Source organism: Nocardia sichangensis (assembly GCF_047200615.1).
Lineage (GTDB): Bacteria > Actinomycetota > Actinomycetes > Mycobacteriales > Mycobacteriaceae > Nocardia > Nocardia sichangensis.
In genome coordinates this window covers 80,335-107,158 of the sequence record NZ_JBJZOK010000002.1, presented here as the reverse complement: position 1 = coordinate 107,158, position 26,824 = coordinate 80,335, and the positions used below count along the sequence as shown (strand labels likewise).

The window sequence follows — 26,824 nt, the reverse complement described above, 5'->3', positions numbered from 1 at the left end:
CTGGACTCCGGCACCGTCACCCTCCGCGCACGCCGCGGGTGACCGCGCGGCGCGGCTCAGCCCGCCGCGCCGACCGGGGCCAGGTTCTCCCCGCGCAGCCGCTGGGAGATCACCTGGGTGATGCCGTCGCCGCGCATGCTGACACCGTAGAGCGCGTCGGCGATCTCCATCGTCGGCTTCTGGTGGGTGATGACGATCAGCTGGCTCTTCTCCCGCAACTGCTCGAACAGGCCGATCAACCGGCGCAGGTTGGTGTCGTCGAGCGCGGCCTCGACCTCGTCCATCACGTAGAACGGCGAGGGCCGGGCGCGGAAGATGGCCACCAGTAACGCGACCGCGGTCAGCGACTTCTCCCCACCGGACAGCAGCGACAGCCGCTTGACCTTCTTGCCCGGCGGACGTGCCTCCACCTCGATGCCGGTGGTGAGCATGTCCGAGGGGTCGGTGAGCAGCAGTCTGCCCTCGCCACCGGGGAACAGTTTCGCGAACACCTCGACGAACTCGCGTTCCACGTCGGCGTATGCCTCGGTGAACACCTGGAGGATGCGGGCATCGACCTCGGCGACCACGTCGAGCAGATCCTTGCGCGCGCTCTTGACGTCTTCGAGTTGCGTGGCCAGGAAGTTGTACCGCTCCTCCAGCGCCGCGAATTCCTCCAGCGCCAGGGGATTCACCTTGCCCAGGGTGGCGAGATCCTTCTCCGCACGCTTGGCGCGACGTTCCTGGGTCTGCCGGTCGTAAGGCATCGGCGCGGGTTCGCTGACTTGCTCGCCGCGCTCCTTGGCCTGTTCATATTCCTGCAGCTCCAGCGCCGAGGGCGGCAGCGGCACGTCCGGACCGTACTCGGCGATCAGGTCGTCCAGCGCGATGCCGAACTGCTCGGCGATGGTCGCCTCCAGTTGCTCGATGCGCAGCGCCGCCTGAGCCTTCGCCACCTCGTCCCGATGCACCGCGTCGGTGAGCTGGGAAAGCTGCGCGGTGAGCGCACGCACCCGCTCCTTGACCTGCTCCACCTGCGCGGCACACTCGGAGCGCTTGCGCACCAGTTCGTCCCGGCGCGCGCCCGCCTCGGCGACCACGCGCTCGAGTTCGCCCGCGATCTTCGCGCCGGATTCGGCGACGGCGGCGGCCACCTCCGCCGCCTTCTTGCGCGCGGCCTGGGCGCGCTCGGCCCTGGCCCGGGTCTCCCGCTCGGCGCGCGCGGCCCGGCGCAGCGAGTCCGCCTTGCCGCGTACCGATTCCGCTCGTTCCTCGGCCGTGCGCACGGCGAGCCTGGCCTCGACCTCCATCGCCCGCGCCTCGGCCAGCGCGGCCGCCGCCTCCTCCCGCGCCCGGCCCGCGGACTCGGTGCCTGCCGCGCCCGCACCGTCGGCATCGACCTCGGCCTGCTCGAGTTCCGCATGGCGCAGGCGGTCTTCCAGTTCGGCGAGCGAGGCGAGTGCCTCTTCCCGGCTCGTCTCCGCGTCGTCGCGCTGGCCGACCAGCCGTTCGCGGTCCGCGTGTGCGGTGCGGGCGGTCTGGCCGAGCCTGCCCAGCCGCTCGTAGATCGCCACCAGCGCCTGGTCGGATTCGTGCAGGGCGAGCAGCGCGTGGTCGACGGCGTCCTTGCGATCGGCTTGCTCTTCGAGCGCGCCGGACAGCGCGGCCTCGAGTTCCTCGGCGCGCCGCTGCGCCGCGACCAGTTCGGTCCGGGCGGCGTCGATGTCGGCCTGGATCTCCAGCTGGCTGGGCGCGCGATCGGAACCGCCCAGCAGCCAGCCGTTTCCGGCGAGATCGCCGTCGCGGGTGACCACGCGCAGCTCGGGCCGCACCGCGACCAGCGCGCGGGCGGCGGGCAGATCGTCGGCCACGGCGATCCCCGCGGTGAGCGCCGCGATCGCGCCGCGCACCGTATCGGGGCACTCCACCACGTCGACCAGCCAGCGGGCGCCGTCGGGCAACGCGCCCGGCTGCGGCCGATCGGTGCGCTCGGCGCCGAAGACGACGGCGGCGCGGCCACCGTCGGCGTCCTTGAGCGCCTGGATCGCGGCGTGCGCGGACTCGCCGGTGTCGGCGGCGACGGCGTCGGCCAGCGGGCCGAGCGCGGCGGCGACCGCGGCCTCGAAGCCGCCGTGCACACGCAGCAGCGCCGAGAGCGGGCCGAGCAGACCTTGTTCGCGGTGCTCCACCAGCCAGGCGACGCCGTCCCGGCGCGCCAGGTTCATGCCGAGCGCCTCGATCCGCGCGCCGAGCGATGCGACTCGCTTGCTCGCGTCGCGGTCCTGTTCACGCAGTTCGGTGACCCGCTGATCGGCCAGTTCCAGCGCCTGTACCGCGTGCTCGTGCTGGGCGTCCAGGCCGGCCTCGCCCGCGTCGAGTTCGGCGAGTTCGGCTTGCACCGTGTCGAATTCGGCTTGGGCGGCCTCGCCGCGGTGACGGGCGTCGGCGATGGCGACCGACAGTCGCGCGATCTCCGCGTCCACCGACTGCGCCCTGGCCCGCAGGGTGTCCACCTTGCCGGACAACCGGGCCACGCCCTCGCGCCGGTCGGCGATCGCCCGCACGGCGGCCAGGTGCGCCTGCTCGGCGGCCTTGGCGGCGTATTCGCGTTCGGCCAGTTGGTCTCGGGCCGCCTCCAAGGTCTCCGCGGCGATCTCCACCGCTTCGCGCAGTTCGGCCTCCTCGGCTTCGACCCGGTCGGCCTCGGCCTCGAGCTGCTCGGGGTCGCGGCCGTTGCTGACCGGAGCTGCGGTGTCCAGGTGCCGCGCCCGGTCGCCGGCGATGCGAATGGTCGCGTTGACCCGTTCGGCGAGCGCGGAGAGCTGGAACCACAGCTGTGCGGCGGCCTCGGCGCTCGGCGTCAGCCGGGACAGCTGGAATTCCTGCTGCGCCAGCGCCGCGTTGGCGGCGTCCAACTCGGAGTGCACGGTGATCTGCTGCTCGCGCGCGTACGCTTCCTTGCTCTGCTGGCTCGCCAGCTCTCCGCGCCGGGTGACCAGATCGTCGGCGGCCAGCCGCAACCGGGCATCGCGCAGGTCGGCCTGCACGGTCTGCGCCCTGCGCGCCACCTCGGCTTGCCTGCCCAGCGGTTTGAGCTGGCGGCGCAGTTCGGTGGTGAGGTCGGTCAGCCGGGCCAGGTTGGCCTGCATCGCCTCGAGCTTGCGTACCGCTTTTTCCTTGCGTTTGCGGTGCTTGAGCACACCGGCGGCCTCCTCGACGAACGCGCGGCGGTCCTCCGGGCGCGACTCCAGGATGGCCGACAGCTGACCCTGCCCCACGATGACGTGCATCTCGCGGCCGATACCGGAGTCGCTGAGCAGTTCCTGCACGTCCATCAGGCGGCAGGAGTTGCCGTTGATCTCGTATTCGCCCGCGCCGTCGCGGAACATGCGCCGGGTGATGGACACCTCGGCGTAGTCGATCGGCAGCGCGCCGTCGGAATTGTCGATGGTCAGCGTGACCTCGGCGCGGCCGAGGGGGGCGCGGCCCGCCGTGCCCGCGAAGATCACGTCCTGCATCTTGCCGCCGCGCAGCGCCTTAGCGCCCTGCTCGCCCATCACCCAGGTGAGCGCGTCGACGACGTTCGATTTGCCCGATCCGTTGGGACCGACCACACACGTGATGCCCGGTTCCAAGCGCAGGGTCGTCGCGGACGCGAAGGATTTGAAGCCCTTCAACGTCAGGCTCTTCAGGTGCAAGTTCGACGACCTTTCCGTGTTCTGCCCGGTCGGCGTTTCGCGTCGCGGCAGCGCATCCGGCGACCTGTCATGGTATCCGTCGCGTACCGGGAGCCTCCGGGGCCCGACGGCGTGCGCGGCCGAGTGGTGGTTCGGCGATATCCGTAGGTTATCGACTCGCCGCCGGTTCGCGCGCATTTCGATGTGCTCGAGGTTTGCCGGGATGGGCGGCCACGCTGCCGTTCGGCGTCAGCGGCACGGCCCACTCAGCCCTCTCGCCGCGACCGGGGAACGCCCGCCCGCGCTCGGCCTGCCACCGGTACCCTCCCCACCCGTGGGTCCGCCGATTCCGCGCGGTCTCGAACTGGCACTGACGCCACACCCTCCGGCCACATACGATCCCTCTGATTCGCCAGCGGAATTTCGGGAGCGCACCACGATGTCTGCCCCCTCACCAGGGACAAGTACCCGGTTCCGCCTTGCCCGGATCGCGGGGCTGGTACTCGGCAGCCTGCTGCTCCTGCACGCCTGTGAACGCAGCAAGAGCGCGCTGCTGAGCGATGTGCGGGTGGAGGTCGCGATCGCGGCCGCCTTCGGTGCGGCCGCCCTGGGCGCGGCGTGGTTCGAGATCAAACTGCGGGCGCAGGAGCAGGACGCGGACCCGCCGTGGGACGACGACGAGGAGGACGAAACTCCCAGTTCTGGGAATTTTCCCGGTCGAGCCGGGCGATCCGCCGACCCCGGGTACGGCAGGGGCGAGCGTGCCGGACGCACCGGCACCGGCGCGCGGTCGACGCCCATGGCTCACTTCGAGGACGAAGACCTGCCCGAACCCGCGGAAGCCCCCGGGCGCGCGGATCTCGTCGCCGGGATTGCGCGGACATTGCGGATCACCCGCTCCGGCGACTCTGACGACCGGCAGCCGCTGCTCCCGCTGGGCGCGGTGACGAAGTGGATGCGCCGCGTCGACCCCGACGACGACATCGAGCCCGGCGAACTCGACGACCATGACGAGACGGAGCAGATCACCCGCAGCGAGACCGGCGAACTCGTCATCGAATCCGGCACGCGAACGGTGCGGGCGAAAATCTCCCGCTCCGGCGACCTCGTCCTGCACGGCCGCCGACACGGTGAGGCGCGGTCGGAATGGAAGTGGACGTTCCCCGCGGACGTCTTCCCCGCCATCCGCGGCGCACTCGGCGACGGGCGCGGTGACCTGCTCGATCTGCTCGAGGACACCCTTCCGTGGCTGGACGCCGCCGCCCGCCACGACCCGGGTGCGTGGCTGCGCGCTCACGACATTTCCGCGAAGTATCAGGAGAAAGGCGTCAGCGCCACCCAGGACACCCGGGAACTTCCCGTGCTCCAGCAGAAAGCCTCCGACGAGCATGACCACCGCGGAAAACCCGCTGCGACACGATCCCGCGAGTCCCTAGCCGCGCACGGCGAAACTCGCTCCACCCGGCGCGGAGCCGCCGACCCACCGCCCTCGTCCCCGCGCACCGATACCGATCGACGAACTCGCGGCGACAAACCCCGGCCCACCGGACAAGCGAAGCGTCCGGCCGACGACTACGGTTCGCCCGCGCCGTCGCGCCGTCGCCGTGACGAACCCGAACCCACTCGGCGCGGCGATCGGCTCCCGCGCGGCGGCGGGACGGATGCACACCCGCGCCCTACACCCGGCCGCCCCGAACTGCCGAGACGTCGGCAGCAGGACGGGCACGGCACAACACCCGTCGCTGGACATCGCGACGACTACGACGAAGCGGATGCCCGATGGCCGCGAGCGAACCGGCGATCGGGGCGTGGCCAGGAGCCCAGGGACTTCGAGTCCGAGACCGGCCGACGAGAGCGACCCGATACTCCCTACCGCGACCGCCCCACCCCATCCGACCGAGCACCGGAACGGACCTACGACCAACCACCCAGCCGCCGCCATCGCGACGACCAGCGGTCACGCCGCGATACCTCGCTTCCCCCGCACGAGTCCTCGCGGCGCAGATGGTAGGACACGAAAACGGCGCTGTCACTCGATGATCCGGGTGACAGCGCCGAGGAATGACGCTCAGCTCGCGCGGTGGGTGAATCGGCCGTTCTCGAAGCCGGCCACCATGCGGAACGCCAGGACGGCGCCCCACGGGCCGATCACCCAGACCGGCCAGAAGTAGGTCAAGGCGCCGACGCTGAGCGAGATCGCGCCCCAGATGACCAGCACCAGCGCGCTCACTGCGAGCCAGGTGCTGCCCTCGATGCGCTGCCAGATCGGGATGCGCGGGCGTGCGGAGGCCGGTGCGCCCGCGTCCTTGCTCAGTTCGGGCAGATCGGACAACACCCCGCGCAGGTCCTCCCGGTCGGTGGTGGCGTACACCTGGGCGACGCGCTGGTCGTATTCGGGCAGATCGATCCGCCCGTCCGCCATATGCCTGCCGAGCAGGCGCACCACGGCGTCGCGTTCGGCATTCGAGGCGCGGGTGCCGGTGGAGATGTCCATGCCTGGTCCTATCGACGGGTTCCACCTTCCATAGTGGAATATGACTTAAGCATAACCCTCCAAAGTGGAATGTCAACCCCCGCCGTGATTCCGCGCCGAAACTCGAGACTTCCCGCGATCCGGCGGTAGTGTTCGCACCGAGAACAACTGTATGGACAGGTGTTCGGCTCGCGGGTCCATGAAACGTCCGGATCCGCGTCCCGAGAACTCGCTCAGGAGGCACAGGTGTCGGAAACCGTCCGCGGGATCGTGGCCCGCAGCAAAGGCGCACCGGTCGAGCTCGTCGAAGTGGTGATCCCCGATCCGGGCCCGCACGACGTGGTGGTGCGGGTGCAGGCGTGCGGGGTCTGCCACACCGACCTGCACTATCGCGAAGGCGGCATCACCGACGACTTCCCCTTCCTGCTCGGCCACGAGGCGGCGGGCGTGGTGGAAGCCGTCGGCGCCGCGGTAACCCACGTGGCCGAGGGTGACTATGTGATCCTCAATTGGCGCGCGGTCTGCGGCGAGTGCCGGGCGTGCAAGCGCGGCAAGCCCTGGTACTGCTTCGACAGCCGTAACGCGAGCAACAAGATGACGCTCGCCGACGGGACCGAGCTGACTCCCGCCCTCGGCATCGGCGCGTTCGTCGACAAGACCTTGGTACACGAAGGCCAGTGCACGAAGGTCGATCCGGCCGCCGACCCGGCGGTGGCGGGCCTGCTCGGCTGCGGGGTGATGGCGGGCATCGGCTCGGCGATACACACCGGCAACGTCTCGATCGGCGACACCGTCGCGGTGATCGGCTGCGGCGGCGTCGGGGACGCGGCCATCGCCGGAGCCCGGCTGGCGGGCGCGCGCACCATCATCGCGGTGGACCGCGACGCCCGGAAACTGCGGTGGGCCACGGATTTCGGCGCCACCCACACCATCGACGCGAGCACCGAGGACGTGGTCGAGAAGATCCAGGAGTACACCGACGGCTGGGGCGCGGACGTGGTCATCGACGCGGTCGGACGGCCGGAGACCTGGCAGCAGGCCTTCTACGGTCGCGACCTGGCGGGCACAGTGGTCCTCGTCGGCGTGCCGACCCCGGAGATGACCCTCGAGATGCCATTACTGGACTTCTTCTCGCGCGGCGGCGCGCTGAAATCCGCTTGGTACGGCGACTGTCTTCCCGAACGCGACTTCCCCACCCTGATCGACCTCTACCGCCGGGGACGGCTGCCGCTGGACCGCTTCGTCTCCGAGCGCATCGGGATCGACCAGGTCGAGCAGGCCTTCGCGAAGATGCACGCGGGCGACGTGCTGCGTTCGGTGGTGGTCTGGTGACCGTCCGCATCGACCGCGTCGTCACCTCCGGCGACTTCTGTCTCGACGGCGGAACCTGGGCGGTGGACAACAACATCTGGCTCGTCGGCGACGACGACGAAGTGGTCGTCATCGATGCCGCCCACGACGCCGATCCGATCGTCGCGGCGGTCGCCGGGCGCACCGTTCGCGCGATCGTGTGCACCCACGGACACAACGATCACGTGACGGTCGCCCCCGAACTGGCCGAGCGCTCGGCGGCGCCGATCCTGCTGCATCCCGGCGACGAGCCGCTGTGGCGCATGACCCACCCGGACGCGGCCTACCGGCCGCTCTCGGACGGCGATCGAATCGCGGTGTCGGACAGCGAGCTTCACGTCCTGCACACCCCCGGCCACTCCCCCGGTTCCGTCGCATTGCATCTGCCCGATGCGAAGGTCGTGTTCACGGGCGACACATTGTTCGCCGGTGGACCCGGTGCGACCGGCCGATCGTTCTCCGATTTCGGCACGATCATCGAGTCGATCCGCGAACGCCTGCTGACGCTCCCGGAGGAGACCACGGTCCATACCGGGCACGGCGATTCCACCACCATCGGCGCGGAGAAACCTCTCCTCGCCGACTGGATCGCCCGCGGCCACTGACCGCCGCGGGCGGCACCCGGCGCCGCCCGCGGCGGCACCGCGCGGATCAACCGGGGAACCGGCGATCCAGCTCCAGGTTCAACCGGAGCACCTCGACTCGCGGCTCGCCGAGGAATCCCAGCGTCCGGCCGCTGGTGTGCTCGGCGACCAGCGCGCGCACCTGCTGTTCGGAAATCCCGCGCGCCTTCGCGACCCGGGGCACCTGGATGGCCGCGTACTCCGGCGAGATGTTCGGGTCCAGCCCACTCCCGCTCGCGGTGACGGCATCGGGGGGCACCGCCGGATCGGCGGGCGCGTCGCCGTGGATCGGGACGACTCGCCCGGCGGAATAGTCCCGTCCCGGTTCGGCGCATTCGACTCGGACGCCTCGAAAGGCGGCGACGAATGGCTGCGCCGGGCACGCCTCGTTGACGCTGACGACCTGACCGGGATGCGAAACGTCCCCGTCGGCGTCACGCGGTCCGATCACCGAGAGCACCGCGCCCACACCGCCTTTCGTGCAGAACGGACGACTGCCGTCGACCCCCTCACGGTCGCCGATCTCCTTGCTGCGGGCGCAGATCGTGGTGAGCAGGCTCGCGCGTGCCGGAGTGTCGACGATGTCCTCCGGTCCGAGATTGCTCGCCGCGGTGGACCGAGGATCGTAGCCGTCACCGGCGGCGGAAGGGCGGCTCTGGAAGTACCGCACCAGGGCCGCGCCGTCGGATCCGGTGAACGATTGCCCGATCAGGCCGGATCCCACGGTCGTTCCGTCGACGGCGACCAGCGACCCGTCCGCCTTCTCGTGCAGGCCGGGCAGCTGGGCCACCGCGAAAACGGCCAGCGGGTAGACGATTCCGGTGATCGCGGTGAGCGCGAGCAACGCGCGCAGGGCGGCGAGATGCTGCCGGATCCAGGTTGAAAGGCGCATGTCAGGACATCCCGGGGAGGAACTGGACCACGAGGTCGATGAGTTTGATGCCGAGGAACGGCGCGATGATGCCGCCGAGCCCGTAGACGGTCAGGTTGCGGCTCAACAGTTTCGACGCGTTCGACGGCCGGTAGCGCACACCGCGCAGCGCCAGCGGGATCAGCGCCACGATGACGACCGCGTTGAAGATCACCGCGGACAGGATCGCCGACTGCGGACTGGACAGCCGCATGACGTTGAGCAGGTCCAGGCCGGGAAACAGCGTCACGAACAGGGCGGGGATGATCGCGAAGTACTTGGCGATGTCGTTGGCGATGGAGAACGTCGTCAGCGCGCCACGCGTGATGAGCAGTTGCTTGCCGATCTCGACGATCTCGATCAATTTGGTCGGATCGGAATCCAGATCCACCATGTTGCCCGCCTCTTTGGCGGCCGACGTGCCGGTGTTCATCGCGACGCCCACATCGGCCTGCGCCAGCGCGGGCGCGTCGTTGGTGCCGTCGCCGGTCATCGCGACCAGCCGTCCGCTCTCCTGCTCCCGTTTGATCAGCGCCAGCTTGTCCTCCGGCGTCGCCTCGGCGAGGAAGTCGTCGACCCCCGCCTCGTCCGCGATCGCCTTCGCGGTCAACGGGTTGTCGCCGGTGATCATCACCGTGCGGATGCCCATGCTGCGCATCTCGTCGAACCGCTCGCGCATGCCCTGCTTCACCACATCCTTGAGGTGGATCACGCCGAGCACCCGGGCGGCACCGCCGTCGACCTGACCGACGACCAGCGGCGTGCCGCCCGCGGCGGAGATGCCGTCGACGGTGGCGCCGAGTTCCGCCGGCACCGAACCACCCTGCGATCGCACCCATTCGGTGACCGCGCTCGCCGCGCCCTTGCGCAGCAGACGGCCCTCGACGTCGACGCCGGACATCCGGGTCTGCGCGGTGAACTCCACCCACCGCGCGTGGCTCAGCTCGCCCGGTGTGCGCTCCCGCAGACCGTAGGCCTGTTTGGCGTAGACCACGACCGAGCGGCCCTCCGGGGTCTCGTCGGCCAGGCTGGAAAGCTGTGCGGCGTCGGCCAGTTCCGCCTTGCTCACGCCGGGCGCCGGGACGAAGTCCGCCGCCTGGCGGTTGCCGAGCGTGATGGTGCCGGTCTTGTCCAGTAGCAAGGTGTTCACGTCTCCGGCCGCCTCGACGGCCCGCCCGGACATGGCGAGCACATTGCGCTGCACCAGGCGATCCATGCCCGCTATCCCGATCGCCGACAGCAGCGCGCCGATGGTCGTGGGGATCAGGCACACCAGCAACGAGACCAGCACGATGCCGGTGACGCCGTGCGCGTCCAGCGCCACGGTGTCCGGCACGCCCGGATTGTTCGACTTGCTGAAGATCGCCATCGGCTGCAGCGTGACCACCGCGAAGACGAAGATGATCGTCAACGCCGCCAACAGGATGTTCAGCGCGATCTCGTTCGGGGTCTTCTGCCTGCTGGCCCCCTCCACCAGGGCGATCATCTTGTCGATGAAGCTCTGCCCCGGTTCCTGCGTGATCCGGACGACGATCCGGTCCGACAGCACGGTGGTGCCGCCGGTCACCGCCGACCGGTCACCGCCGGATTCCCGGATCACCGGAGCGGATTCACCGGTGATCGCCGACTCGTCGACCGAGGCGATGCCTTCGACGACGTCGCCGTCACCGGGGATCACCTGCCCCGCCTCGACAACGACGTGATCACCGCGGCGCAAGTCCGGGGCCGCGACGCGTTCCTCGACCACCCGCGCGCCCGGCGACCACTCGACCAGTCGCCGCGCGACGGTGTCGGTCTTCGCCTTGCGCAGCGTGTCGGCCTGCGCCTTGCCGCGCCCCTCCGCGACGGCCTCGGCAAGGTTCGCGAAGATCACCGTGAGCCACAGCCATACGACGATCGCCCAGGCGAAGAAGGTCGGGTCCGCCAGCGCGAGCACGGTCGACCACGCCGCGCCCAGTTCGACGATCAGCATCACCGGGTTGCGCCACAGCGTGCGCGGATCGAGCTTGCGTACCGCGTCCGGCAACGAGGTCAGCAGCATCTTGGGATCGAGCACGCCGTTCGGGACACTCCTGCCCCGTGGCCGCTCGGGCTCGGCCTGTGCCGAGACGTTCTCATCGATCGCGGGACTCGACATGTCAGTGGATTCCTTCGGCGAGCGGCCCGAGCGCCAGCGCGGGCAGGAAGGTGAGCGCGACCAGGATCACCGTCACGCCGACGACCATGCCGACGAACTGCGGACGATGGGTCGGCAGCGTGCCGATCGATGCGGGAGTGGTGCCCTGCCGCGCGAGCGAACCGGCCAGCGCGAGCACGAAGATGATCGGCAGGAAGCGCCCGAAGAGCATGGCCAGGCCCAGCGCGGTGTTGTACCACTCGGTGTTGCCGGTCAGGCCCGCGAAAGCGGAGCCGTTGTTGTTGGCGGCCGAGGTGAACGCGTAGAGCACCTCCGACAGTCCGTGCGGCCCGGAGTTGAGCATGCTCGCGCGCCGGCCCGGCATCGCCATCGCGGCGGCCGTGCCGACCAGCACGATCAGCGGGCTGATCAGGAAGTACGACGCGGCCAACTTGATCTCGCGCGGCGTGATCTTCTTACCCACATACTCCGGGGTGCGACCGACCATGAGGCCCGCGACGAACACCGTGATCACCGCCAGGATCAGCATGCCGTACAGGCCCGACCCGGCGCCGCCCGGCGCGACCTCGCCCAACTGCATGTTGAACATCGTCATCAGACCGCCGAGGCTGGTGTAGGAATCGTGGAAGGAATCGACCGCGCCGGTGGAGGTCAGGGTGGTAGCACCGGCGAAGGTGGCCGAATTCGCCACACCGAAGCGCTGTTCCACGCCCTCCATCGAGGAGCCGATCGCGGTCGGTACCGTGCCGTGGTGCTGGAGCTGGAACAGGTTGGTCAGCGTGACGCTGAGCAGTGCGATCGTCCCCATCACCGCGGCGATCGCGTAGCCCTGCTTGCGGCTGCCCACCATCCGGCCGAAGGTGCGCGGCAGCGAAAAGCTGATCACGAGCAGCAGGAAGATCTCCACCCAGTTGGTCCAAGTGGCCGGGTTCTCGAACGGGTGCGCGGAGTTGGCGTTGTAGAAGCCGCCGCCGTTGGTGCCGAGTTCCTTGATCGCCTCTTGGCTGGCGACCGGGCCGCCCGTGATGGTCTGCTCGGTGCCGCCCAGCGTGTGCGCCACCTGGTCGTGCAGGTGGAAGTTCTGGATCGCCCCGCCCGCCACCAGCACGAGGGCGAAGACGAACGCGATCGGCAGCAGGATGCGCAGCGTGCCGCGCACCAGGTCCACCCAGAAGTTGCCGAGGTCACCGGTGTGCCTGCGAGCGAACCCGCGCACCAGCGCCACGGCCACCGCCATGCCGACCGCCGCCGAGACGAAGTTCTGCACGGCGAGCCCGGCCATCTGCACCAGGTGCCCTTGAGTGGATTCACCGGAGTAGTTCTGCCAGTTGGTGTTCGTCACGAAGCTGACCGCGGTGTTCCACGCCAGCGCGGGCGTCATCTCGGTGCCCGGATCGTTCAGGTGCAGGGGCAACCTGCCTTGCACGAGCTGGAAGAAGAAAAGGAAGAGAATGCCGACCGCCGAGAAGGCCAGCACACTGCGCGCGTACACGGGCCACGGCTGCTCGACTTCGGGATGCGCGCCTATCGCGCGATAGACGAGACGTTCGACGCGAGAATGCGCACGTCCCTCGTAGACCCGGTACATGTAGTCGCCCAGCGGCACGTGTACCAGCGCGAGCGCCGCGACCAGGGAGGCCACGAAGGCGATCCCCGCGGTTGTCGTGCTCACTCAGAACCTCTCGGGAAACAGCAGCGCCGCGACCAGGTAGACCGCGACGCCTGCGGCGAGAACGAGACCGATCAGGTTCGCGGTCACAACTTCTCCACCCCGCGCTGGATCAACCCCAGCAGCGCGAACGCCGCCACGGTGAGCGCGGTGAACACCACGACCGACATAGCTCGACAACCTCCATCCGCGCGCCGGGCTTCGGCGCGACAGAGCGAGTGAAGCGCCCCGATGGCGCGTTGGGTCGTTTCCTGACGACTTCTTGACGCCCCGGCACCTGGCATTTGCGGTTCGTTGACGGGCCCGCGATGCCCGCAAGTATGGCGTCAAGGAACACGGGCGGACCGTCAACACACCGTAAAAATCGAGGTCGGCCCGCCTGGCGGCGGTAGAAGTGGAGAGCCGGCCAGGCGGGACGATTCCAGCGCGACCGGCGCCGGGAAGGAAGAGAGGATCGCAATGTCGGCAGTGATCTTTGTCCTCGCATTCGTCTGCTGCGCGCTGGTCATTCGCGCATTCGGCGCTCGTGCGCAGACGCCGCGGCTGCAACCGGTGCGGATCGAGGCCGATGATGTGCGGCGGTGACGTGGGGCAGCGCGCCGGGACGACCCAGGGGTGTTCGGCCGGGGCGGCGCGACGCGCGATGATGAAGGCGTGAAACGCGGTCAGCTGCGTATCTACCTCGGCGCCGCGCCGGGAGTCGGCAAGACCTACGCCATGCTCGGCGAGGCGCACCGGCGACTGGAGCGCGGTCGCGACGTGGTGGCCGCGGTGGTCGAAACACACGGCAGGGAGAAAACCGCGGAATTGCTCGATGGCATCGAACGCATCCCCCCGAAGCTGATCGAATATCGCGGTAGCACGTACCAGGAAGTCGACGTCGAGGCGGTGTTGCGCCGCGCCCCCGCGGTGGTGCTGGTCGACGAGCTGGCGCACACCAACGTGCCCGGCAGCACGCACGAGAAGCGCTGGCAGGACGTAGCGCAGCTGCTCGACGCGGGGATCGACGTGATTTCCACGGTCAACGTGCAGCATCTGGAGAGCCTCAACGACGTCGTCGAGCAGATCACCGGCATCCAGCAGCGCGAAACGGTGCCCGACGCCGTGGTGCGCGGGGCGGATCAGGTGGAGTTGGTCGACATCACGCCGGAAGCATTGCGGCGCAGGCTCTCCCACGGCAACGTGTACGCCGCCGAGCGGATCGACGCCGCGCTGCGCAACTACTTCCGCGCGGGAAACCTCACCGCGCTGCGCGAACTGGCGCTGCTGTGGCTGGCCGATCAGGTCGACGCCGCGCTCGCCAAGTACCGGGCCGACCACAAGATCACCGAACTGTGGGAGGCGCGCGAGCGCGTCGTGGTGGCGGTGACCGGCGGTCCGGAATCGGAGACGATCGTGCGCCGGGCCGGCCGGATCGCCACCAAATCCAGCGCCGACCTGGTGGTCGTGCACGTGGTGCGCGGCGACGGCCTGGCCGGGGTCTCCACCGAGCGGCTGGCCCGGCTGCGCGAGCTGGCGGCCAGCCTGGACGCCTCCCTGCACACCGTGACCGGCGAGGACGTGCCCACCGCCCTGCTCGAGTTCGCCCGAGAGGCGAACGCCACCCAGCTGGTGCTCGGCACCTCCCGTCGCTCGCGGTGGGCGCGCATCTTCGATGAGGGCATCGGCTCCACGGTGGTGCAACGCTCCGGCAAGATCGACGTGCACATGGTGACGCACGAGGAGGCCCACCGCGGATTCCGGTACGCGGCCCTGCATCCGCGCCGCCCGGTGGCGGCGTGGCTCGCCGCCGTCGCCGTACCGGCCCTGGTGTGCGCGCTGAGCGCCGCCTACCTCGACGAGGTGCTGGATCTCGGCGGCATCAGTGCCGTGTTCGTAGTGGGCGTGGTCGCTGTCGCGCTGCTCGGCGGCGTCGTACCCGCCTCCTTCTCGGCGCTGCTGTCGGGCCTGCTGCTGAACTGGTTCTTCGCGCCACCCCGCTACAGCCTGACCATCGCCGAGCCGAACAGCTTCATCACCGTGGTGGTGCTGCTCATCGTCGCCGTCGCGGTGGCCGCGCTGGTCGATCTGGCCGCGAAGCGAACCGCGCAGGCGCGCAAGGCCTCTCGGCAAGCCGAACTGCTGACCATGTTCTCCGGCGCGATCCTGCACGGCGCGGATCTGCCCCGGCTGCTCGAACAGATCAGGGAGGTGTTCGGGCAGCGCGCGGTCGCCCTGGTGTCGGGTGACCAGGTCCTCGCCGAGGTGGGAGTGGACCCACCGCGGCGGCCCTCCGACGCGGACACCGTGGTCGAGGCGGGTGATGCCGTGCACTGGTTGCTGCTGGCCGGCCGCCCGCTGGCGGCCGCCGACCGTCCGGTGCTGAACGCGGTCACCAACCAGGCCGTCGCTCTGGTCCGGCAGGCTCGCCTGGCCGAGGAGGCCAGCGCCGCCGCGGCCCTGCTGGAGGCCGATCGCCTGCGGCGGGCGTTGCTCTCGGCGGTCGGCCATGACCTGCGCACCCCGCTGGCAGGCGCCAAAGCGGCGGTTTCCAGCCTGCGCAGCGACGACATCGAGTTCTCCCCGGAGGACACCGCCGAACTGCTGGAGACCATCGAGGAGTCGGTGGATCAGCTCACCGCGCTGGTCGGCAATCTGCTCGACTCCTCCCGGCTCGCGGTCGGCGTGGTCACGCCGCAGGTGCGGCGGGTCTACCTGGACGAGGCGGTGCACCGCGCGCTGGTGAGCGTCGGGATGGGTGCGCGCGGGCTGCGACGCGCGGCGATGGACCGGGTGCGGGTCGAGGTCGGCGACGTCTCGGTGCTCGCCGACAGCGGCCTGCTGGAACGGGTGCTGGCCAATCTGATCGACAACGCGCTGCGGCACGCCCCACGCGCGGGCACGGTCCGGGTCACCGCCGAACGCGCGGGCGACCGGGTCGCGATCGCGGTCATCGACACCGGTCCCGGCGTACCGCACGGCACCGAGGAGCAATTGTTCGAGCCTTTCCAGCGGCGCGGCGACCGGGACAACACGACCGGCGTCGGGCTCGGCCTGTCGGTGGTGCGCGGGTTCGTCGAAGCGATGGGCGGCACAGTGCACGCCGAGCCCACACCCGGTGGAGGATTGACCATGCTGGTCGACTTGCCCGGCGGCGAGGCACCGGACGCGAACGGCACGGGCGTGGCACACGAGACGACGAGCGCGGGTGAGTGAGGTGTCCGCGACGACACAGGAGGCGGCGGTTGTGACGAAGACGCCCGATGCGGTGGCGACGAAGGTGCTCGTGGTCGACGACGAACCGCAGATCGTGCGCGCGTTGCGAATAAATCTCTCGGTCCGCGGCTACGAGGTGATCACCGCGGCGACCGGCAGCGCGGGCCTGCGCGCGGCCGCCGACCGGCATCCGGACGTCGTGATCCTCGATCTCGGCCTGCCCGACATGGACGGCATCGAGGTGCTCGCCGGATTGCGCGGCTGGACCTCGGCGCCGGTGATCGTGCTGTCGGCGCGGACGGATTCCGCCGACAAGGTCGAGGCGCTCGACGCGGGGGCCGACGACTACGTCACCAAACCGTTCGGCATGGACGAACTGCTGGCCCGGCTGCGCGCCGCGGTCCGGCGCGGCGTCACCGATCCCGATGCCTCGGCGCCGGTGGTGACCACCGACTCGTTCACCGTCGACCTGGCCGCCAAGAAGGTCACCAAGCGCGGCGAGACGGTGCACCTGACCCCCACCGAGTGGGGCATGCTCGAAATGCTGGTGCGCAATCGCGGCAAGCTGGTCGGGCGGCGCGAGCTGCTGCGGGAGGTGTGGGGCCCGTCGTACGCCACCGAGACCCATTACCTTCGGGTCTATCTGGCGCAATTGCGCCGCAAACTGGAGGACGATCCGTCACGCCCCAAGCACCTGCTCACCGAGGCGGGCATGGGATACCGGTTCCAGGAGTAATCCCGGCCACGGTCCGCCGACCGCGCGGAATGGCCCGTCCTCGCGCGGCGTTGCCAGGCCCGCGAACTGATTGCGACGACAATGGCAGGATCGAACCCATGGCTGAACAGACCGCTACACCCGTCACCGCCCCCGCGGCGCCGAGCGCGCCGGAGCCGACCACGTTGTGGGTCGAGCGCACCGGGACCAGGGCCTACACCGGCCGCAGCTCCCGCGGCGCCGAGGTCCTGATCGGTTCGCAGGGCGTCCCCGGTGTGTTCACCCCCGGCGAGCTGCTGAAGATCGCGCTCGCCGCCTGCTCCGGCCTCAGCGCGGACTTCCCCCTGTCGCGCAAACTCGGCGACAACTTCGACGCCACCATTCGCGTCTCCGGCGACGCCGACCGGGAGAACGAGGTCTACCCGCAGCTGGACGAGGTGTTCGAACTCGACCTCAGCGACCTCGACGAGGAGGCTCGTGAACGGTTGCTGGTCACCGTGCAGCGCGCGATCGACAAGGTCTGCACCGTGGGGCGGACGTTGAAAGCGGGATCGAAGGTGACGCTGTCGTTCGACATCGAGGCCTGATGGACGAGGCCGTTCGGTTGAGCGCCTGGGTGCACGGACTGGTCCAGGGTGTCGGTTTCCGCTGGTGGACCCGGTCCCGCGCGCTCGAACTGGGACTGGCCGGGCATGCGACGAATGCCAGGGACGGCCGCGTGCACGTGGTCGCCGAAGGTCCGCGACCGGCTTGCGAGCGGTTGCTGGCCCTCTTGCGTTCCGAGGACACACCTGGTCAGGTCAGGTTGGTTGTGGAAAGCTGGGAGCCCGCGCGGGGTGATTTGACCGGTTTCGAGGAGCGGTAGTGGTGGTTCGGGCGACGAGGGGGGCGCAGCGATGAGCACGCGAGATCCGGGTGACGAGCGCCGGGAGGAGCCCGAGCGGCCGTCCGGCCCACAGCGCCCGGCCGAGGACCGGCAACCGCCGACGCCGACGTCCGGCGATGCACAGGACAGGTCGACACCTGCCGCCGGTGGCGCCGACCGATCGACCTCCACGTCCGCATCGGGTGACGCCGATCAGCCCGAAAACAACTGGTCGAGGCCCCCTTCGGCGCCAGCGAGCGGGGCCGGTCCCGGCGATCGGCCGCCCGCCGCGCCCCCTCCTCGCCCCGGCAGTATCCAACGCCAAGAAGCGGGCGTGACCCGCCCCCGCCCGCCCACGGTGGCCGAGGCACGAGCGCGCGACAAGGCGCGCAAGCGCGCCGAGGAAGTCCAGCGCGCGGCCGCCGCGGCCGAGGAGGCCAAGAAGCGCACCCGCAAACGCGTCATGATCGGCGGAGTCGCCATCGTCGGCGTCGCCGCCCTGGTCGGCGGCGGCTATCTGGCCTATCGCGCCTTGGCTGCCCCTGACCGGGTCACGGCCCAGTGCATGAAAATCGAGAACGGCCAAGAAATCGTGGTCGACGACTCTTACTGCGGCGACGGCCGTCCTGGCTTCGTCAACGACACCGGCATCAATCCCGGTTTGATCATCCTCGGCGGCGGGCCGCAGTACCGCTACTACTACGGCGGCACCGGCACGATCGGCAAACCGCCCGTCGGCGGCACCACGATCAAGCCGAAGAGCGCCGAGATCAAGACCAAGAGCGGCACCACCATCCAGCGCGGCGGCCTGGGTAGCAAGAGCGGCGGAGGATCGTAGATGCGGCGTGTACGGGATACGCCCCGGCCGGGCTGGCAGCAGATCATCGAGAGCCAAGGCCTGGTCTACGGTGCCCCGGGGCGGGACGCGAGCGGTCAGCCGCGGCCGTACTGGGACGAGTCGGTGCACTACGAGTTCGAGATGTCGGAAATCCTCGCCTTGGAGGCCGACGTCGAACTCCTGCACTCGATGTGCCTGAACGCGGTGGAGCACATCGTGCTCACCGAGCGGTACGCCGATTTCGGCCTGCCCGAATGGAGTTGGGGCCCGATCGCCGAATCCTGGCGGCGTTCCGATCCGCACGTGTACGGGCGTTTCGACCTGCGCTACGACGCACGGCGTCCGGCGAAACTATTGGAGTACAACGCCGACACGCCGACCTCGCTGCTGGAGGCGGCCATCGTGCAGTGGCACTGGCTGACCGACCGCTACCCCGGCGGCGACCAGTGGAACTCGTTGCACGAGAAGCTGGTCGAGCGGTGGGGCGAGTTGCGCGACGTGCTGCCCACGTCGCAGCTGCACTTCACCTGGTCCGGTGCGGACGCCACCGGCGAGGACAACGTCACCACCGCCTACCTCCAGGAGACCGCGGCCGAGGCCGGTTTCGACACCATCGCGCTGCCGATCGAGGAGATCGGATTCGATTCCGAGCTGGAGCGTTTCGCCGACCTGGCGGAGGCTCCGATGGAGGCGGTCTTCAAGCTCTACCCGTGGGAATGGGTGCTCGACGACGATTTCGGCAAACGCGTCGTGGACAGCCTGCCGGAGACCATGTGGATCGAACCGCTGTGGAAGACGCTGCTGAGCAACAAGGCGATCCTGGCGGTGCTGTGGGAGATGTACCCGGGTCACCCGAATCTGCTGCCCGCCTACCTCGACCAACCCAACGAGCTCACCGAGTACATCCGCAAACCGAAGCTGGGACGCGAGGGCGCCAACATGACGATCGTCGGCGCCGGACTGGAGACCGCGACCGGCGGCGTCTACGGCGAGGAAGGCTACGTGTACCAACTGCTCGATCCGCTCCCGGAATTCGATGACATGCGTCCGGTGCTCGGCGCGTGGATCGTCGGCGACGCCGCGGCGGGGCTGGGTATCCGCGAGACCGCGGGACTGATCACCGACGACGGCTCCGCATTCGTCCCGCATCGCATCGCCACCGACTGAGCATCGTCACCGTCAAGCACGAACCCATCTCGGCCGCATGCCGATCCATCTCGGAAGGATCAAGATGACCGCAGTCGCCCTGGAATCGGGGTACTGGAACTCGCTCGGCGAGGGCGTGGGCGCGATCGTCCTCTATGCCCTCGTCGGCTTGGTGCTCATGCTCGTCGGCTTCTACGCCATCGACCTGACCACGCCGGGCAAGCTGCGCAAGCTGGTGGTGGCGGGCAAGCCGAACGCCGTCATCGTCACCGCGGCGGGCATGATCAGCATGGCGTTCATCGTCGTGCTCGCCATCTTCGCCGTGGGCGGCGGCGGCAAGCTCTCCGAGGGCCTGATCGCCGCCCTGGTGTTCGGCCTGGTCGGCATTGTCGCGCAGGTCATCTCGGTGCGCGTCATCGAACGGGCGCTCGGCATCGACATCGGCGCCGCGCTGCACGCCGACACCTACACCACCGAGGTGCTCGTGGTGGCGGCCGCGCATTTCGCGCTCGGGCTCGTGGTCGCCTTCGCGATCCTGTAGGCGTCGTCACGGCGGTGCGTGGTGTCGGCAGGACGCTCGGTGCCCTGCCGACACCGCGTTCCGCGGAGTGCGGCCGATGGTTCAGTGCTCGTCGCCGTGGGCGAGACAGTACGCCGCCGCCGCGAGATATTGGCGGCACTCCGGGCCGTGACCGGCGTGCACGCTGCGAATGAACAATGCGCGATCCATGTCGAGATCCGTCGACGGCTCCGCGGAACAGTCCCGGTACCGGGTCCGCCACAGATCCTGTATGTCCAGCGATGTCTGCATCGTGCACCTCCCGTGCTGCGTATCAGTGCGAGAAGGCTTGCAATGTCCTTATATCGGGGGCATACCCGCTCCCGACCCGCGGCAATCGGTGCGGGTCATCGGGTCACCAACCGCCAGTCGTCGGGCAAGCGCGCCGCGGTGATCTGCGCGCCTTCTGCCTCGAGGTCGACGGTGGTCGCACCGAGCCGCAGCGCGCGCAGCGACACCTTGCCCCACCGCGCGGGCAGCTGCGGTCGAACGGTGAGCGTCCTGGTCGGCGCGTCGGGATCGAGACCGAGGAACGCGCGCACCAGCAACAGCGGCGCCGCGCTGGCCCACGCCTGTGGCGAGCAGGACGTCGGATACGGCACGGGCGTGGCGAATCGAGACCGAGGGAAGCCGCAGAACAGCTCCGGCAGGCGTCCGTCGAACACCGCGGCCGCGTCCAACAAGCCGGTGGCCAGCCGAGTGGCCAGCTCCACCGCGCCGGGAACGTGCCGGTAGCGCAGCAGCCCCGCCACCGCGATCGCCGTATCGTGCGGCCAGACCGAGCCGCAGTGATAGCTCATCGGGTTGTAGGCGCCCATGTTCGACGCCAGCGTGCGCAACCCGAAGCCGGAATCCATCTCCGGGGCCGCCATCCGCGACACCAGCTCCGCCGCGTGCTCGTCGGTGGCGATGCCCGACCAGAGGCAGTGCGCTACATTGCTGGTCAGCGCGTCGACCTGGCGCTTGCCGCCGTCCAGCGCCACGGCATACCAGCCGCGATCGGGCAGCCAGAACTGTTCGGCGAACTTGACGCGCAACTCCGCGGCGCGTTCGCGTAGCTGGCCGGCCAGCCGCAAGTCGTCGAAAGCCTCCGCCAGTTCGGCCCTGGCCAGCAGCGCGGCGTGCACGTACCCTTGCACCTCGCACAGGGCGATGGGCGCTTCGGCGATATGGCCGGTGGCGTCGTTGATTCCGTCGAAGCTGTCCTTCCAGCCCTGGTTGACCAGGCCGCGATCGGTGGCGCGGCGGTACTCGACGAAGCCGTCGCCGTCCCGGTCGCCGTAGTCGGTGATCCAGTGCAGCGCGGCGTCGGCGGCGGGCAGCAGGTGCCGGATCGCCTCCGGGTCGGCGCCCCAGCGATGACATTCGGCCAGCAGCATCACGAACAGCGGTGTGGCGTCGGCAGTTCCGTAGTAGATGTGGCCGCCGAACACCTGTCCGCCCGCGGGGCCGCGGCGCATCTCGTGCATGATGCGGCCGGGTTCCTCCTCGGTGAGCGGGTTCACGTCCTGCCCTTGCAGTTCCGCCAACTGTTGCAGCGTGCCCAGCGCGAGATCGATCTCCAGCGGCAGCGCCATCCACGCGGTGAGCAGGCTGTCGCGGCCGAACAGGGTCATGAACCACGGTGCGCCCGCGGCGACGAAAGGCCGCGCGTCGCCGGATTCGTCGTGCATCTGCAAGGCGCCCAAGTCGCTCTCGGTGCGGCGCAGCACCCGGGTGAGCGCCGGATCGGAGGCGGCGATGTCGGTGGCGGTGTCGCGCCACGCCTCGATCTTGCGGCCCGGCGCGCTGACGTTGTAGTGCTCACCCGGCGAGATCGCCTGGAAACGCTGGTTGCCCACGGTCGGCTGGGCGATGATCTCGGCCTGCCAGCATTCGCCGACCGGCACGATCACCCGCCACAGCAGCGAACCGGGCATCACCTCGGGCTCCACGGTCGCCGAGATCGAGATGCCCCGGCTGCGGTCGGCGTGATCGTGCAGCACCAGTTCCCCGTCGGCGACCGTCACGTCCGCCCGCCCGTGTCCTGCGCGTCCTTCCTTCACCGCGAACAGGTCGACGAAGTCGGCGTCCACATGCAGTTCCAGCAGCACCGCGGTGGGCTCGCGGCCCATGTTCTCCAACGTGATCAGCTCGTGCATGCCGTCGGCCACGATCCGTTCGCGCACCACCAGCAACGTGCTGTCGGCCAGGCCCGCCTGCGGGGGCCTGCGCAACACGAACCTGGCGGCGAACGCCTCCGGACTGAGCACCGAAAGCGACTCGGCGGGTTTGCCGTTCACCAGCAACTCCCAGCGCGACAGCACGCGGGCGTCCCGGAAGAACAAGCCGTGCGGCTTACCCGGTTCGACGTCGCCGAGCCGATTGGACAGGCAGAAGGTGCCGCCTTCCACCAGGGTCACCGAGCCGCACCCCCCGAACCCGGTGGACTCACCGGAGTTCAGGGGGGCGGGGCTCACCGGTACGGAATCGGTCACGCCAAGCCGCTCGCCGCGATCCGGATCGGCGAGGCGGGCGCCGGGTCGTCGAGTGGCGTGGTCACGGCCGCCGCGGTGTCGAGCGGCACCGCCCCGGACCGCTTCTTGGAGCGCAGGACCCGGCGATACACCTGCTCGTACCCGAAACCGAGCGTGTCGGAGCCGAACTTGGCCTGCACGTGCGCCCGGCAGGCGTACGGATCCAGCGCCCTGACCTCTTCGATGGCCGCGGGCAATTCGGCGGGATCCTCACAGATCCGGCCGGTTACGCCGTCGACGATCACCTCGGACACCGCCCCGCCGCGCAGCGCGACCACCGGCGTGCCACAGACCATGGATTCGATCATCACCATGCCGAACGGTTCCTCCCAGCGGATCGGGAACAACAGGCAACGCGCGTTCGCAAGCAGCTTACGCTTGGCCGTCGCGTCGGCGAGACCGAACACGTGATCGTTTTCCGTCAGCAGCGGTCGCACCTTCTCCTCGAAATAGGCCTGCTCGGGACGCTCGCTGCACTTGCCGGCCAGCACCAGCGGGATACCCGCGGCATGCGCGGCTTCCAGCGCCAAGTGCGGGGCCTTGCACTCGTTGAACCGCCCGAGGAACAGCGCGTAGTCGTCCTTCTCGACGCGGAACGGCCAATCGTCGACGTGCAGTGCGTTGTGCACCCGTCCGGACCAGTTGAGACCCTGCGCGAGCTCGCGCTGGCGGTCGCTGATCGCCACCAAGGCGACCTCGTCGCCCAGATCCTGGTAGTAGCGGTAGATATCGTCCTCCACCGGCCCGTGGACGGTCAGCACCGTCGGAAGGCCCATGTTCTGGAAGACGGTCGCGTTCAGCGGCCCCGCGAACGTGTGGTCGTGCACCAGGTCCACACCGGAAGTGGCCGCGAGGTTCTCGATCGCGCGGCGCACCCGCAACGCGTGCACGACCTCGGGAAACGGCTCTCCGAGGCGTTCGGGCAGCGCCCGGTCCCACACCGGCACGAACTTGGCCTTCGTCCCCGGCTCCCCCGCGCCCAACAGCGTGACGTCGTGGCCGCGAGCCACCAGCGCGTCGACCAGATCGGCCACCACGGCCTCGACGCCGCCGTATGCCTTGGGCGGGACGTCGAAGTACGGTGGCACGACCATCGCGATGCGAAACGGGCCGCTGGAACGATCTGTCGACAAGTAGTCGGACGACGGCATCTCCAGATCGGACGACGCCTGCACGGAAAGCGCGCTCATGACCCTCCTTCCAGGGACAACCAAGTAGCACTCGCATTCACCCAGCACTCGGAGTACCGGGCGCCGAACTGAACTAAGTGGCCCCCGCGGCGGAGGTGAAGACCTAGCTGCACCGCCGTCCATGGGGCTTGGTTGGCCTGGTCACGCGGTCGGCATGATCAGGGGGGCCGAGTGGGAGGTACCTCAGGGGGTGCCGTTCAAACCAAACAGTTCGGGAAAAATCCCCTCCCGCAGCGTTCGTTCCGCTACCGATGGGTAGTCCGGTGGCCCCGCGTTGTCGGCCGGACCATGGGAACGACGTCCGGGGTCACTGATCCGGCAGGCAGCGACCGGGATCGGGCAGGTCGGCACACGGCGCGTTGCCGTGCGCGCGCAGCACCTCTTTGCCGGTCTGATCGGTCAGGAAGTGCAGGAAGCTCGCGGCGAGCGACCCACCGGGCAACTCGCCGTTGCTGTAGGCGTACTCGACGCCCCACAAGGGATAGGCGCGCCGCACGGCGGCGTCCCGGCTCGCGCCGACACCCTCGATCGCGATGGTCGGCAGTCCGGCTCCGACGGCCTCGGAGAATTCCGAATAGCCGATGGCCCCTGGTATTTCGGCCACCGCTTTGCGCATGTCGGCGGTGACCTGCACCTCGCACTGCGCGGGCGCGGTGACGACCGTGCCCTTCAACGCCGTGCAGCTCACGTGCGGGCGCTCCGGCTGCGTGCCGCCGAGCAGCCTGCGTTCGAAGATGGTGCGCGTGCCCGAGCCGGGTATGCGGTTGACCAGCACCACCGGCAAGTCCGGACCGCCCACCTCGCGCCAGTTGCCGATCCTGCCCCGGAACAGATCCTGGATCTGGGCGGCGGTGAGGTCGCGGACGCCGACGCCGGGATGCGCGATCATGGTGAACAGCGACAACGCCAGCGGCCGGTGCACCAGTGTCGGATAGCCGCCGCCCTTCGCACCGTCGGTGACGGCGAGCAACCCGGGATTGCCCGCGCCTTCTTCGGCGAGCCGGTCCAGTCCGCGCTCGGATCCTTCGAAGCCGTAGGTGAAATCGGCGCCGACGCAACTCTTCCGATACTGCTCGGCGGCGTCTTCGATCACCTGGGCGAACGCCGAAGACCCGATCACGGTCAGTTTGCCGGAGGCGCACTCCAGCGGCGTCGGCGACGGCTCCAGTGCGGACACCACCAACTGGACGACGATCACCAGCACCAAGAAGACCGTGAGCGCGACCATCATCAGGGAAACGCCGGTGCGGCTGCGGGTCTCGATGATCCGCCCGCCTTTGATGCCGCCGCGCAACGCCGGCGGCGGGTATTCGCCCACGCCCTCCGAACGCTGCAGGATCGCCAGAATCTTGTAGTGATCGCCGGGGGCGAGCGGCACCTTCGGCAGGTCGATCACGCCGATGTGCCCGCCGGTGTCCTCGCGCACCGCGATGCCGGAATCGGCGTCGAGGTTGTCGGCCAACGCGGGATCGCTGAGTTCGTTCACCGCCATGCCGATCACGCGGCGCTGCGGAAAACGCAGATGCAGGCCGATCCGCGCGGCTTCCGGCGCTTTGTAGTCGTGGCTGTCGATGGTCGTGATGCCGCTGTTCTCGACGCGCACCAGAACGACCGAGATGTCCTTCAGGTCCGGACTGGCGCCGTCGAGTGAGGGGCGCAGTTGCGGGAGCACACCGGGAAACACCGATTCGATCTCACCGGTGACCGGCGTATCCATCTGCACCCGATAGCCCAAGCGCCTGCGGCCGGCGAAGACGAACTCCCACAGGAACGCGCCGATGGGCACCGCGATACCGATGAGCGCGAGTACGATTTCGAGCGGAAAGTCGCCCACCAGTTGATCCCACCCCTAGCGATTCGTGTGACCCTTATTCTGTGCCGCAATAGCCTTCGGACACAGGCGAAGTCGTATTGTTCGGTACAAGTTAACCCGGCGGTCACGCTTGCGCGCGAGTCCACGCCAACAGATCCGCCAGCGGCCAGGTATTGATCACACGTTCCGCCGCGACGCCGTTCGCGAGCGCGCGCTCGCAACCGTACCCCTGCCAGTCGAGCTGGCCGGGTGCGTGCGCGTCGGTGTCGATCGAGAAGTGACAACCCATCTCAGCGGCCAGGCGCAGCAATCGCGAAGGCGGATCCAGTCGTTCGGGCCTGCTGTTGATCTCCACGGCGGTGCCGTAGGTGCGGCACGCCTCGAACACCACTTCGGCGTCGAACGTCGACTCCGGCCTGGTGCCGCGTCCCCCCGTGACCAGGCGGCCGGTGCAGTGACCGAGCACGTCGACGTTGGGATCGGCGACCGCGTACGCCATGCGCTTGGTCATGGTCGCGCTGTCGTCACGCAGACGCGAGTGCACGCTGGCCACGACCACATCCAACCGGGCGAGCAGATCCGCCTGCTGATCGAGGGTGCCGTCGTCGAGGATGTCCACCTCGATGCCGGTGAGGATGCGGAACGGCGCCATCCGGTCGTTGAGCTCGGCCACCACGTCCAGCTGCCTGCGCAACCGGTCGGCGGACAGGCCGTTGGCCACGGTCAGGCGCGGGGAATGGTCGGTCAGGGCGCAGTATTCGTGCCCGAGCGCGGCCGCGACTCGCATCATCTCCTCGATCGGGCTGCCGCCGTCGGACCAGTTCGAGTGGGTGTGCAGATCGCCGCGCAGCAGCTCGCGCAACGGCTTGCCCGGTGCCCCGATCGGCTGCGCGGCCGCCCGCAACTCGCTCAGGTACCGCGGCACCACGCCCGCGTACGCCTGCTCGATGACGGCGGCGGTCTTGGGCCCGATGCCGGCCAGCTCGGTCCAAGTGCCTGCCGCCCGGCGCGCCTCCCGCTCGTCGGCGGACAACTCCGCGACGACGTCGGCGGCGCGCCGGTAGGCCTTCACCCGGTGGGTCTCCGCCCGGGAGCGCTCCAGCCAGAAGCCGATCTCCCGCAGCGCCGCCTCCGGACCGGGCGCCGCGGCGGCGTCCGGCATCCCGCTC

Annotated in this window: 21 protein-coding genes; 11 read left to right on the top strand and 10 right to left on the bottom strand. The window is 69.5% G+C overall.

Annotation, left to right across the window (positions count from 1 at the left end; translation table 11 throughout):
* Positions 1 to 56: 56 nt before the first annotated feature.
* Positions 57 to 3,677: a chromosome segregation protein SMC gene (smc, locus tag ACL03I_RS02915; protein WP_364427239.1), complete on the bottom strand. Its 3,621-nt coding sequence runs from the start codon at positions 3,675 to 3,677 to the stop codon at positions 57 to 59.
* Between the two features lie 418 nt (positions 3,678 to 4,095).
* On the opposite strand from smc, the gene ACL03I_RS02910 reads away from it, so the two are divergent.
* Positions 4,096 to 5,667 carry a hypothetical protein gene (locus ACL03I_RS02910; RefSeq protein ID WP_412805091.1) on the top strand — a complete coding sequence of 524 codons (1,572 nt, stop codon included), beginning with the start codon at positions 4,096 to 4,098 and terminating at the stop codon, positions 5,665 to 5,667.
* Positions 5,668 to 5,724: 57 nt separating this feature from the next.
* Here the strand turns inward: ACL03I_RS02910 and ACL03I_RS02905 are convergent, their stop codons facing one another.
* Positions 5,725 to 6,150 carry a DUF1707 SHOCT-like domain-containing protein gene (locus ACL03I_RS02905; RefSeq protein ID WP_355069864.1) on the bottom strand — a complete coding sequence of 142 codons (426 nt, stop codon included), beginning with the start codon at positions 6,148 to 6,150 and terminating at the stop codon, positions 5,725 to 5,727.
* A gap of 225 nt (positions 6,151 to 6,375) precedes the next feature.
* Here ACL03I_RS02905 and ACL03I_RS02900 point away from each other — a divergent pair, with 225 nt between their 5' ends.
* Positions 6,376 to 7,461 (top strand): S-(hydroxymethyl)mycothiol dehydrogenase, encoded by a 1,086-nt coding sequence (locus tag ACL03I_RS02900; RefSeq protein WP_412805090.1) that lies wholly within the window; start codon positions 6,376 to 6,378, stop codon positions 7,459 to 7,461.
* On the top strand, positions 7,455 to 8,084 hold the full coding sequence (locus ACL03I_RS02895) for an MBL fold metallo-hydrolase (RefSeq protein ID WP_412805197.1): 630 nt from the start codon (positions 7,455 to 7,457) through the stop codon (positions 8,082 to 8,084). The genes ACL03I_RS02900 and ACL03I_RS02895 overlap by 7 nt, the downstream gene beginning before the upstream one ends.
* Positions 8,085 to 8,130: 46 nt before the next feature.
* Here the strand turns inward: ACL03I_RS02895 and ACL03I_RS02890 are convergent, their stop codons facing one another.
* From ACL03I_RS02890 to kdpF, 4 genes are read right to left on the bottom strand one after another with little or no spacing between them, the layout of a single operon-like run.
* On the bottom strand, positions 8,131 to 8,994 hold the full coding sequence (locus ACL03I_RS02890) for a potassium-transporting ATPase subunit C (RefSeq protein ID WP_397275536.1): 864 nt from the start codon (positions 8,992 to 8,994) through the stop codon (positions 8,131 to 8,133).
* 1 nt (position 8,995) lies between these two features.
* Positions 8,996 to 11,149: a potassium-transporting ATPase subunit KdpB gene (kdpB, locus tag ACL03I_RS02885; RefSeq protein ID WP_412805089.1), complete on the bottom strand. Its 2,154-nt coding sequence runs from the start codon at positions 11,147 to 11,149 to the stop codon at positions 8,996 to 8,998.
* Position 11,150: 1 nt separating this feature from the next.
* Positions 11,151 to 12,821, bottom strand: coding sequence for a potassium-transporting ATPase subunit KdpA (gene kdpA, locus ACL03I_RS02880; RefSeq protein ID WP_412805088.1), 1,671 nt, complete (start codon positions 12,819 to 12,821; stop codon positions 11,151 to 11,153).
* Complete coding sequence (kdpF, locus tag ACL03I_RS02875) at positions 12,822 to 12,908, bottom strand: K(+)-transporting ATPase subunit F (RefSeq protein WP_195128160.1); 87 nt, start codon at positions 12,906 to 12,908, stop codon at positions 12,822 to 12,824.
* A gap of 369 nt (positions 12,909 to 13,277) precedes the next feature.
* Here kdpF and ACL03I_RS02870 point away from each other — a divergent pair, with 369 nt between their 5' ends.
* From ACL03I_RS02870 to ACL03I_RS02835, 8 genes are all read left to right on the top strand, one after another.
* The gene (locus tag ACL03I_RS02870; protein ID WP_412805087.1) at positions 13,278 to 13,403 is read left to right on the top strand and encodes a hypothetical protein; all 126 of its coding nucleotides are present in this window, start codon (positions 13,278 to 13,280) and stop codon (positions 13,401 to 13,403) included.
* A 69-nt stretch (positions 13,404 to 13,472) separates the two neighbouring features.
* Positions 13,473 to 16,013, top strand: coding sequence for a sensor histidine kinase (locus ACL03I_RS02865; protein ID WP_412805086.1), 2,541 nt, complete (start codon positions 13,473 to 13,475; stop codon positions 16,011 to 16,013).
* 31 nt (positions 16,014 to 16,044) lie between these two features.
* Positions 16,045 to 16,749 (top strand): response regulator, encoded by a 705-nt coding sequence (locus tag ACL03I_RS02860; protein WP_355069850.1) that lies wholly within the window; start codon positions 16,045 to 16,047, stop codon positions 16,747 to 16,749.
* 98 nt (positions 16,750 to 16,847) lie between these two features.
* Entirely contained in the window at positions 16,848 to 17,315 is a 468-nt protein-coding gene (locus ACL03I_RS02855; RefSeq protein WP_356961262.1) for an OsmC family protein, read from the top strand.
* Positions 17,315 to 17,593, top strand: a complete 279-nt coding sequence (locus ACL03I_RS02850) for an acylphosphatase (protein WP_355069847.1) — start codon at positions 17,315 to 17,317, stop codon at positions 17,591 to 17,593. The genes ACL03I_RS02855 and ACL03I_RS02850 overlap by 1 nt, the downstream gene beginning before the upstream one ends.
* Before the next feature lie 334 nt (positions 17,594 to 17,927).
* The gene (locus ACL03I_RS02845) at positions 17,928 to 18,431 is read left to right on the top strand and encodes a hypothetical protein (protein ID WP_355069846.1); all 504 of its coding nucleotides are present in this window, start codon (positions 17,928 to 17,930) and stop codon (positions 18,429 to 18,431) included.
* A complete protein-coding gene (locus tag ACL03I_RS02840) occupies positions 18,432 to 19,598 on the top strand; it encodes a glutathionylspermidine synthase family protein (protein WP_412805085.1) in 1,167 nt (388 codons plus the stop codon).
* 64 nt (positions 19,599 to 19,662) lie between these two features.
* Positions 19,663 to 20,118 (top strand): DUF350 domain-containing protein, encoded by a 456-nt coding sequence (locus ACL03I_RS02835; RefSeq protein WP_355069843.1) that lies wholly within the window; start codon positions 19,663 to 19,665, stop codon positions 20,116 to 20,118.
* Positions 20,119 to 20,483: 365 nt separating this feature from the next.
* Here the strand turns inward: ACL03I_RS02835 and ACL03I_RS02830 are convergent, their stop codons facing one another.
* The 4 genes from ACL03I_RS02830 to ACL03I_RS02815 all read right to left on the bottom strand — a co-directional run bounded on the left by ACL03I_RS02830 (position 20,484) and on the right by ACL03I_RS02815 (position 26,817).
* Complete coding sequence (locus ACL03I_RS02830) at positions 20,484 to 22,613, bottom strand: amylo-alpha-1,6-glucosidase (RefSeq protein WP_379251500.1); 2,130 nt, start codon at positions 22,611 to 22,613, stop codon at positions 20,484 to 20,486.
* Positions 22,610 to 23,803 (bottom strand): glycosyltransferase family 4 protein, encoded by a 1,194-nt coding sequence (locus ACL03I_RS02825; protein WP_355070981.1) that lies wholly within the window; start codon positions 23,801 to 23,803, stop codon positions 22,610 to 22,612. Before ACL03I_RS02825 ends, ACL03I_RS02830 begins: the two co-directional genes overlap by 4 nt.
* A gap of 346 nt (positions 23,804 to 24,149) precedes the next feature.
* Positions 24,150 to 25,676, bottom strand: a complete 1,527-nt coding sequence (locus tag ACL03I_RS02820; RefSeq protein ID WP_412805084.1) for a PstS family phosphate ABC transporter substrate-binding protein — start codon at positions 25,674 to 25,676, stop codon at positions 24,150 to 24,152.
* A gap of 103 nt (positions 25,677 to 25,779) precedes the next feature.
* Positions 25,780 to 26,817 carry a PHP domain-containing protein gene (locus ACL03I_RS02815; RefSeq protein WP_355070980.1) on the bottom strand — a complete coding sequence of 346 codons (1,038 nt, stop codon included), beginning with the start codon at positions 26,815 to 26,817 and terminating at the stop codon, positions 25,780 to 25,782.
* Positions 26,818 to 26,824 lie beyond the last annotated feature (7 nt).

What these genes read in the sequence shown, in the direction of transcription:
- ACL03I_RS02910 (WP_412805091.1), top strand. Translation starts at nt 4,096, where the DNA reads ATGTCTGCCCCCTCACCAGGGACAAGTACCCGGTTCCGCCTTGCCCGG.
- ACL03I_RS02815 (WP_355070980.1), bottom strand. Translation starts at nt 26,817, where the DNA reads ATGCCGGACGCCGCCGCGGCGCCCGGTCCGGAGGCGGCGCTGCGGGAG.
- ACL03I_RS02905 (WP_355069864.1), bottom strand. Translation starts at nt 6,150, where the DNA reads ATGGACATCTCCACCGGCACCCGCGCCTCGAATGCCGAACGCGACGCC.
- kdpB (WP_412805089.1), bottom strand. Translation starts at nt 11,149, where the DNA reads ATGTCGAGTCCCGCGATCGATGAGAACGTCTCGGCACAGGCCGAGCCC.
- ACL03I_RS02890 (WP_397275536.1), bottom strand. Translation starts at nt 8,994, where the DNA reads ATGCGCCTTTCAACCTGGATCCGGCAGCATCTCGCCGCCCTGCGCGCG.
- ACL03I_RS02825 (WP_355070981.1), bottom strand. Translation starts at nt 23,803, where the DNA reads ATGCCGTCGTCCGACTACTTGTCGACAGATCGTTCCAGCGGCCCGTTT.
- ACL03I_RS02850 (WP_355069847.1), top strand. Translation starts at nt 17,315, where the DNA reads ATGGACGAGGCCGTTCGGTTGAGCGCCTGGGTGCACGGACTGGTCCAG.
- ACL03I_RS02840 (WP_412805085.1), top strand. Translation starts at nt 18,432, where the DNA reads ATGCGGCGTGTACGGGATACGCCCCGGCCGGGCTGGCAGCAGATCATC.
- ACL03I_RS02855 (WP_356961262.1), top strand. Translation starts at nt 16,848, where the DNA reads ATGGCTGAACAGACCGCTACACCCGTCACCGCCCCCGCGGCGCCGAGC.
- ACL03I_RS02870 (WP_412805087.1), top strand. Translation starts at nt 13,278, where the DNA reads ATGTCGGCAGTGATCTTTGTCCTCGCATTCGTCTGCTGCGCGCTGGTC.
- ACL03I_RS02835 (WP_355069843.1), top strand. Translation starts at nt 19,663, where the DNA reads ATGACCGCAGTCGCCCTGGAATCGGGGTACTGGAACTCGCTCGGCGAG.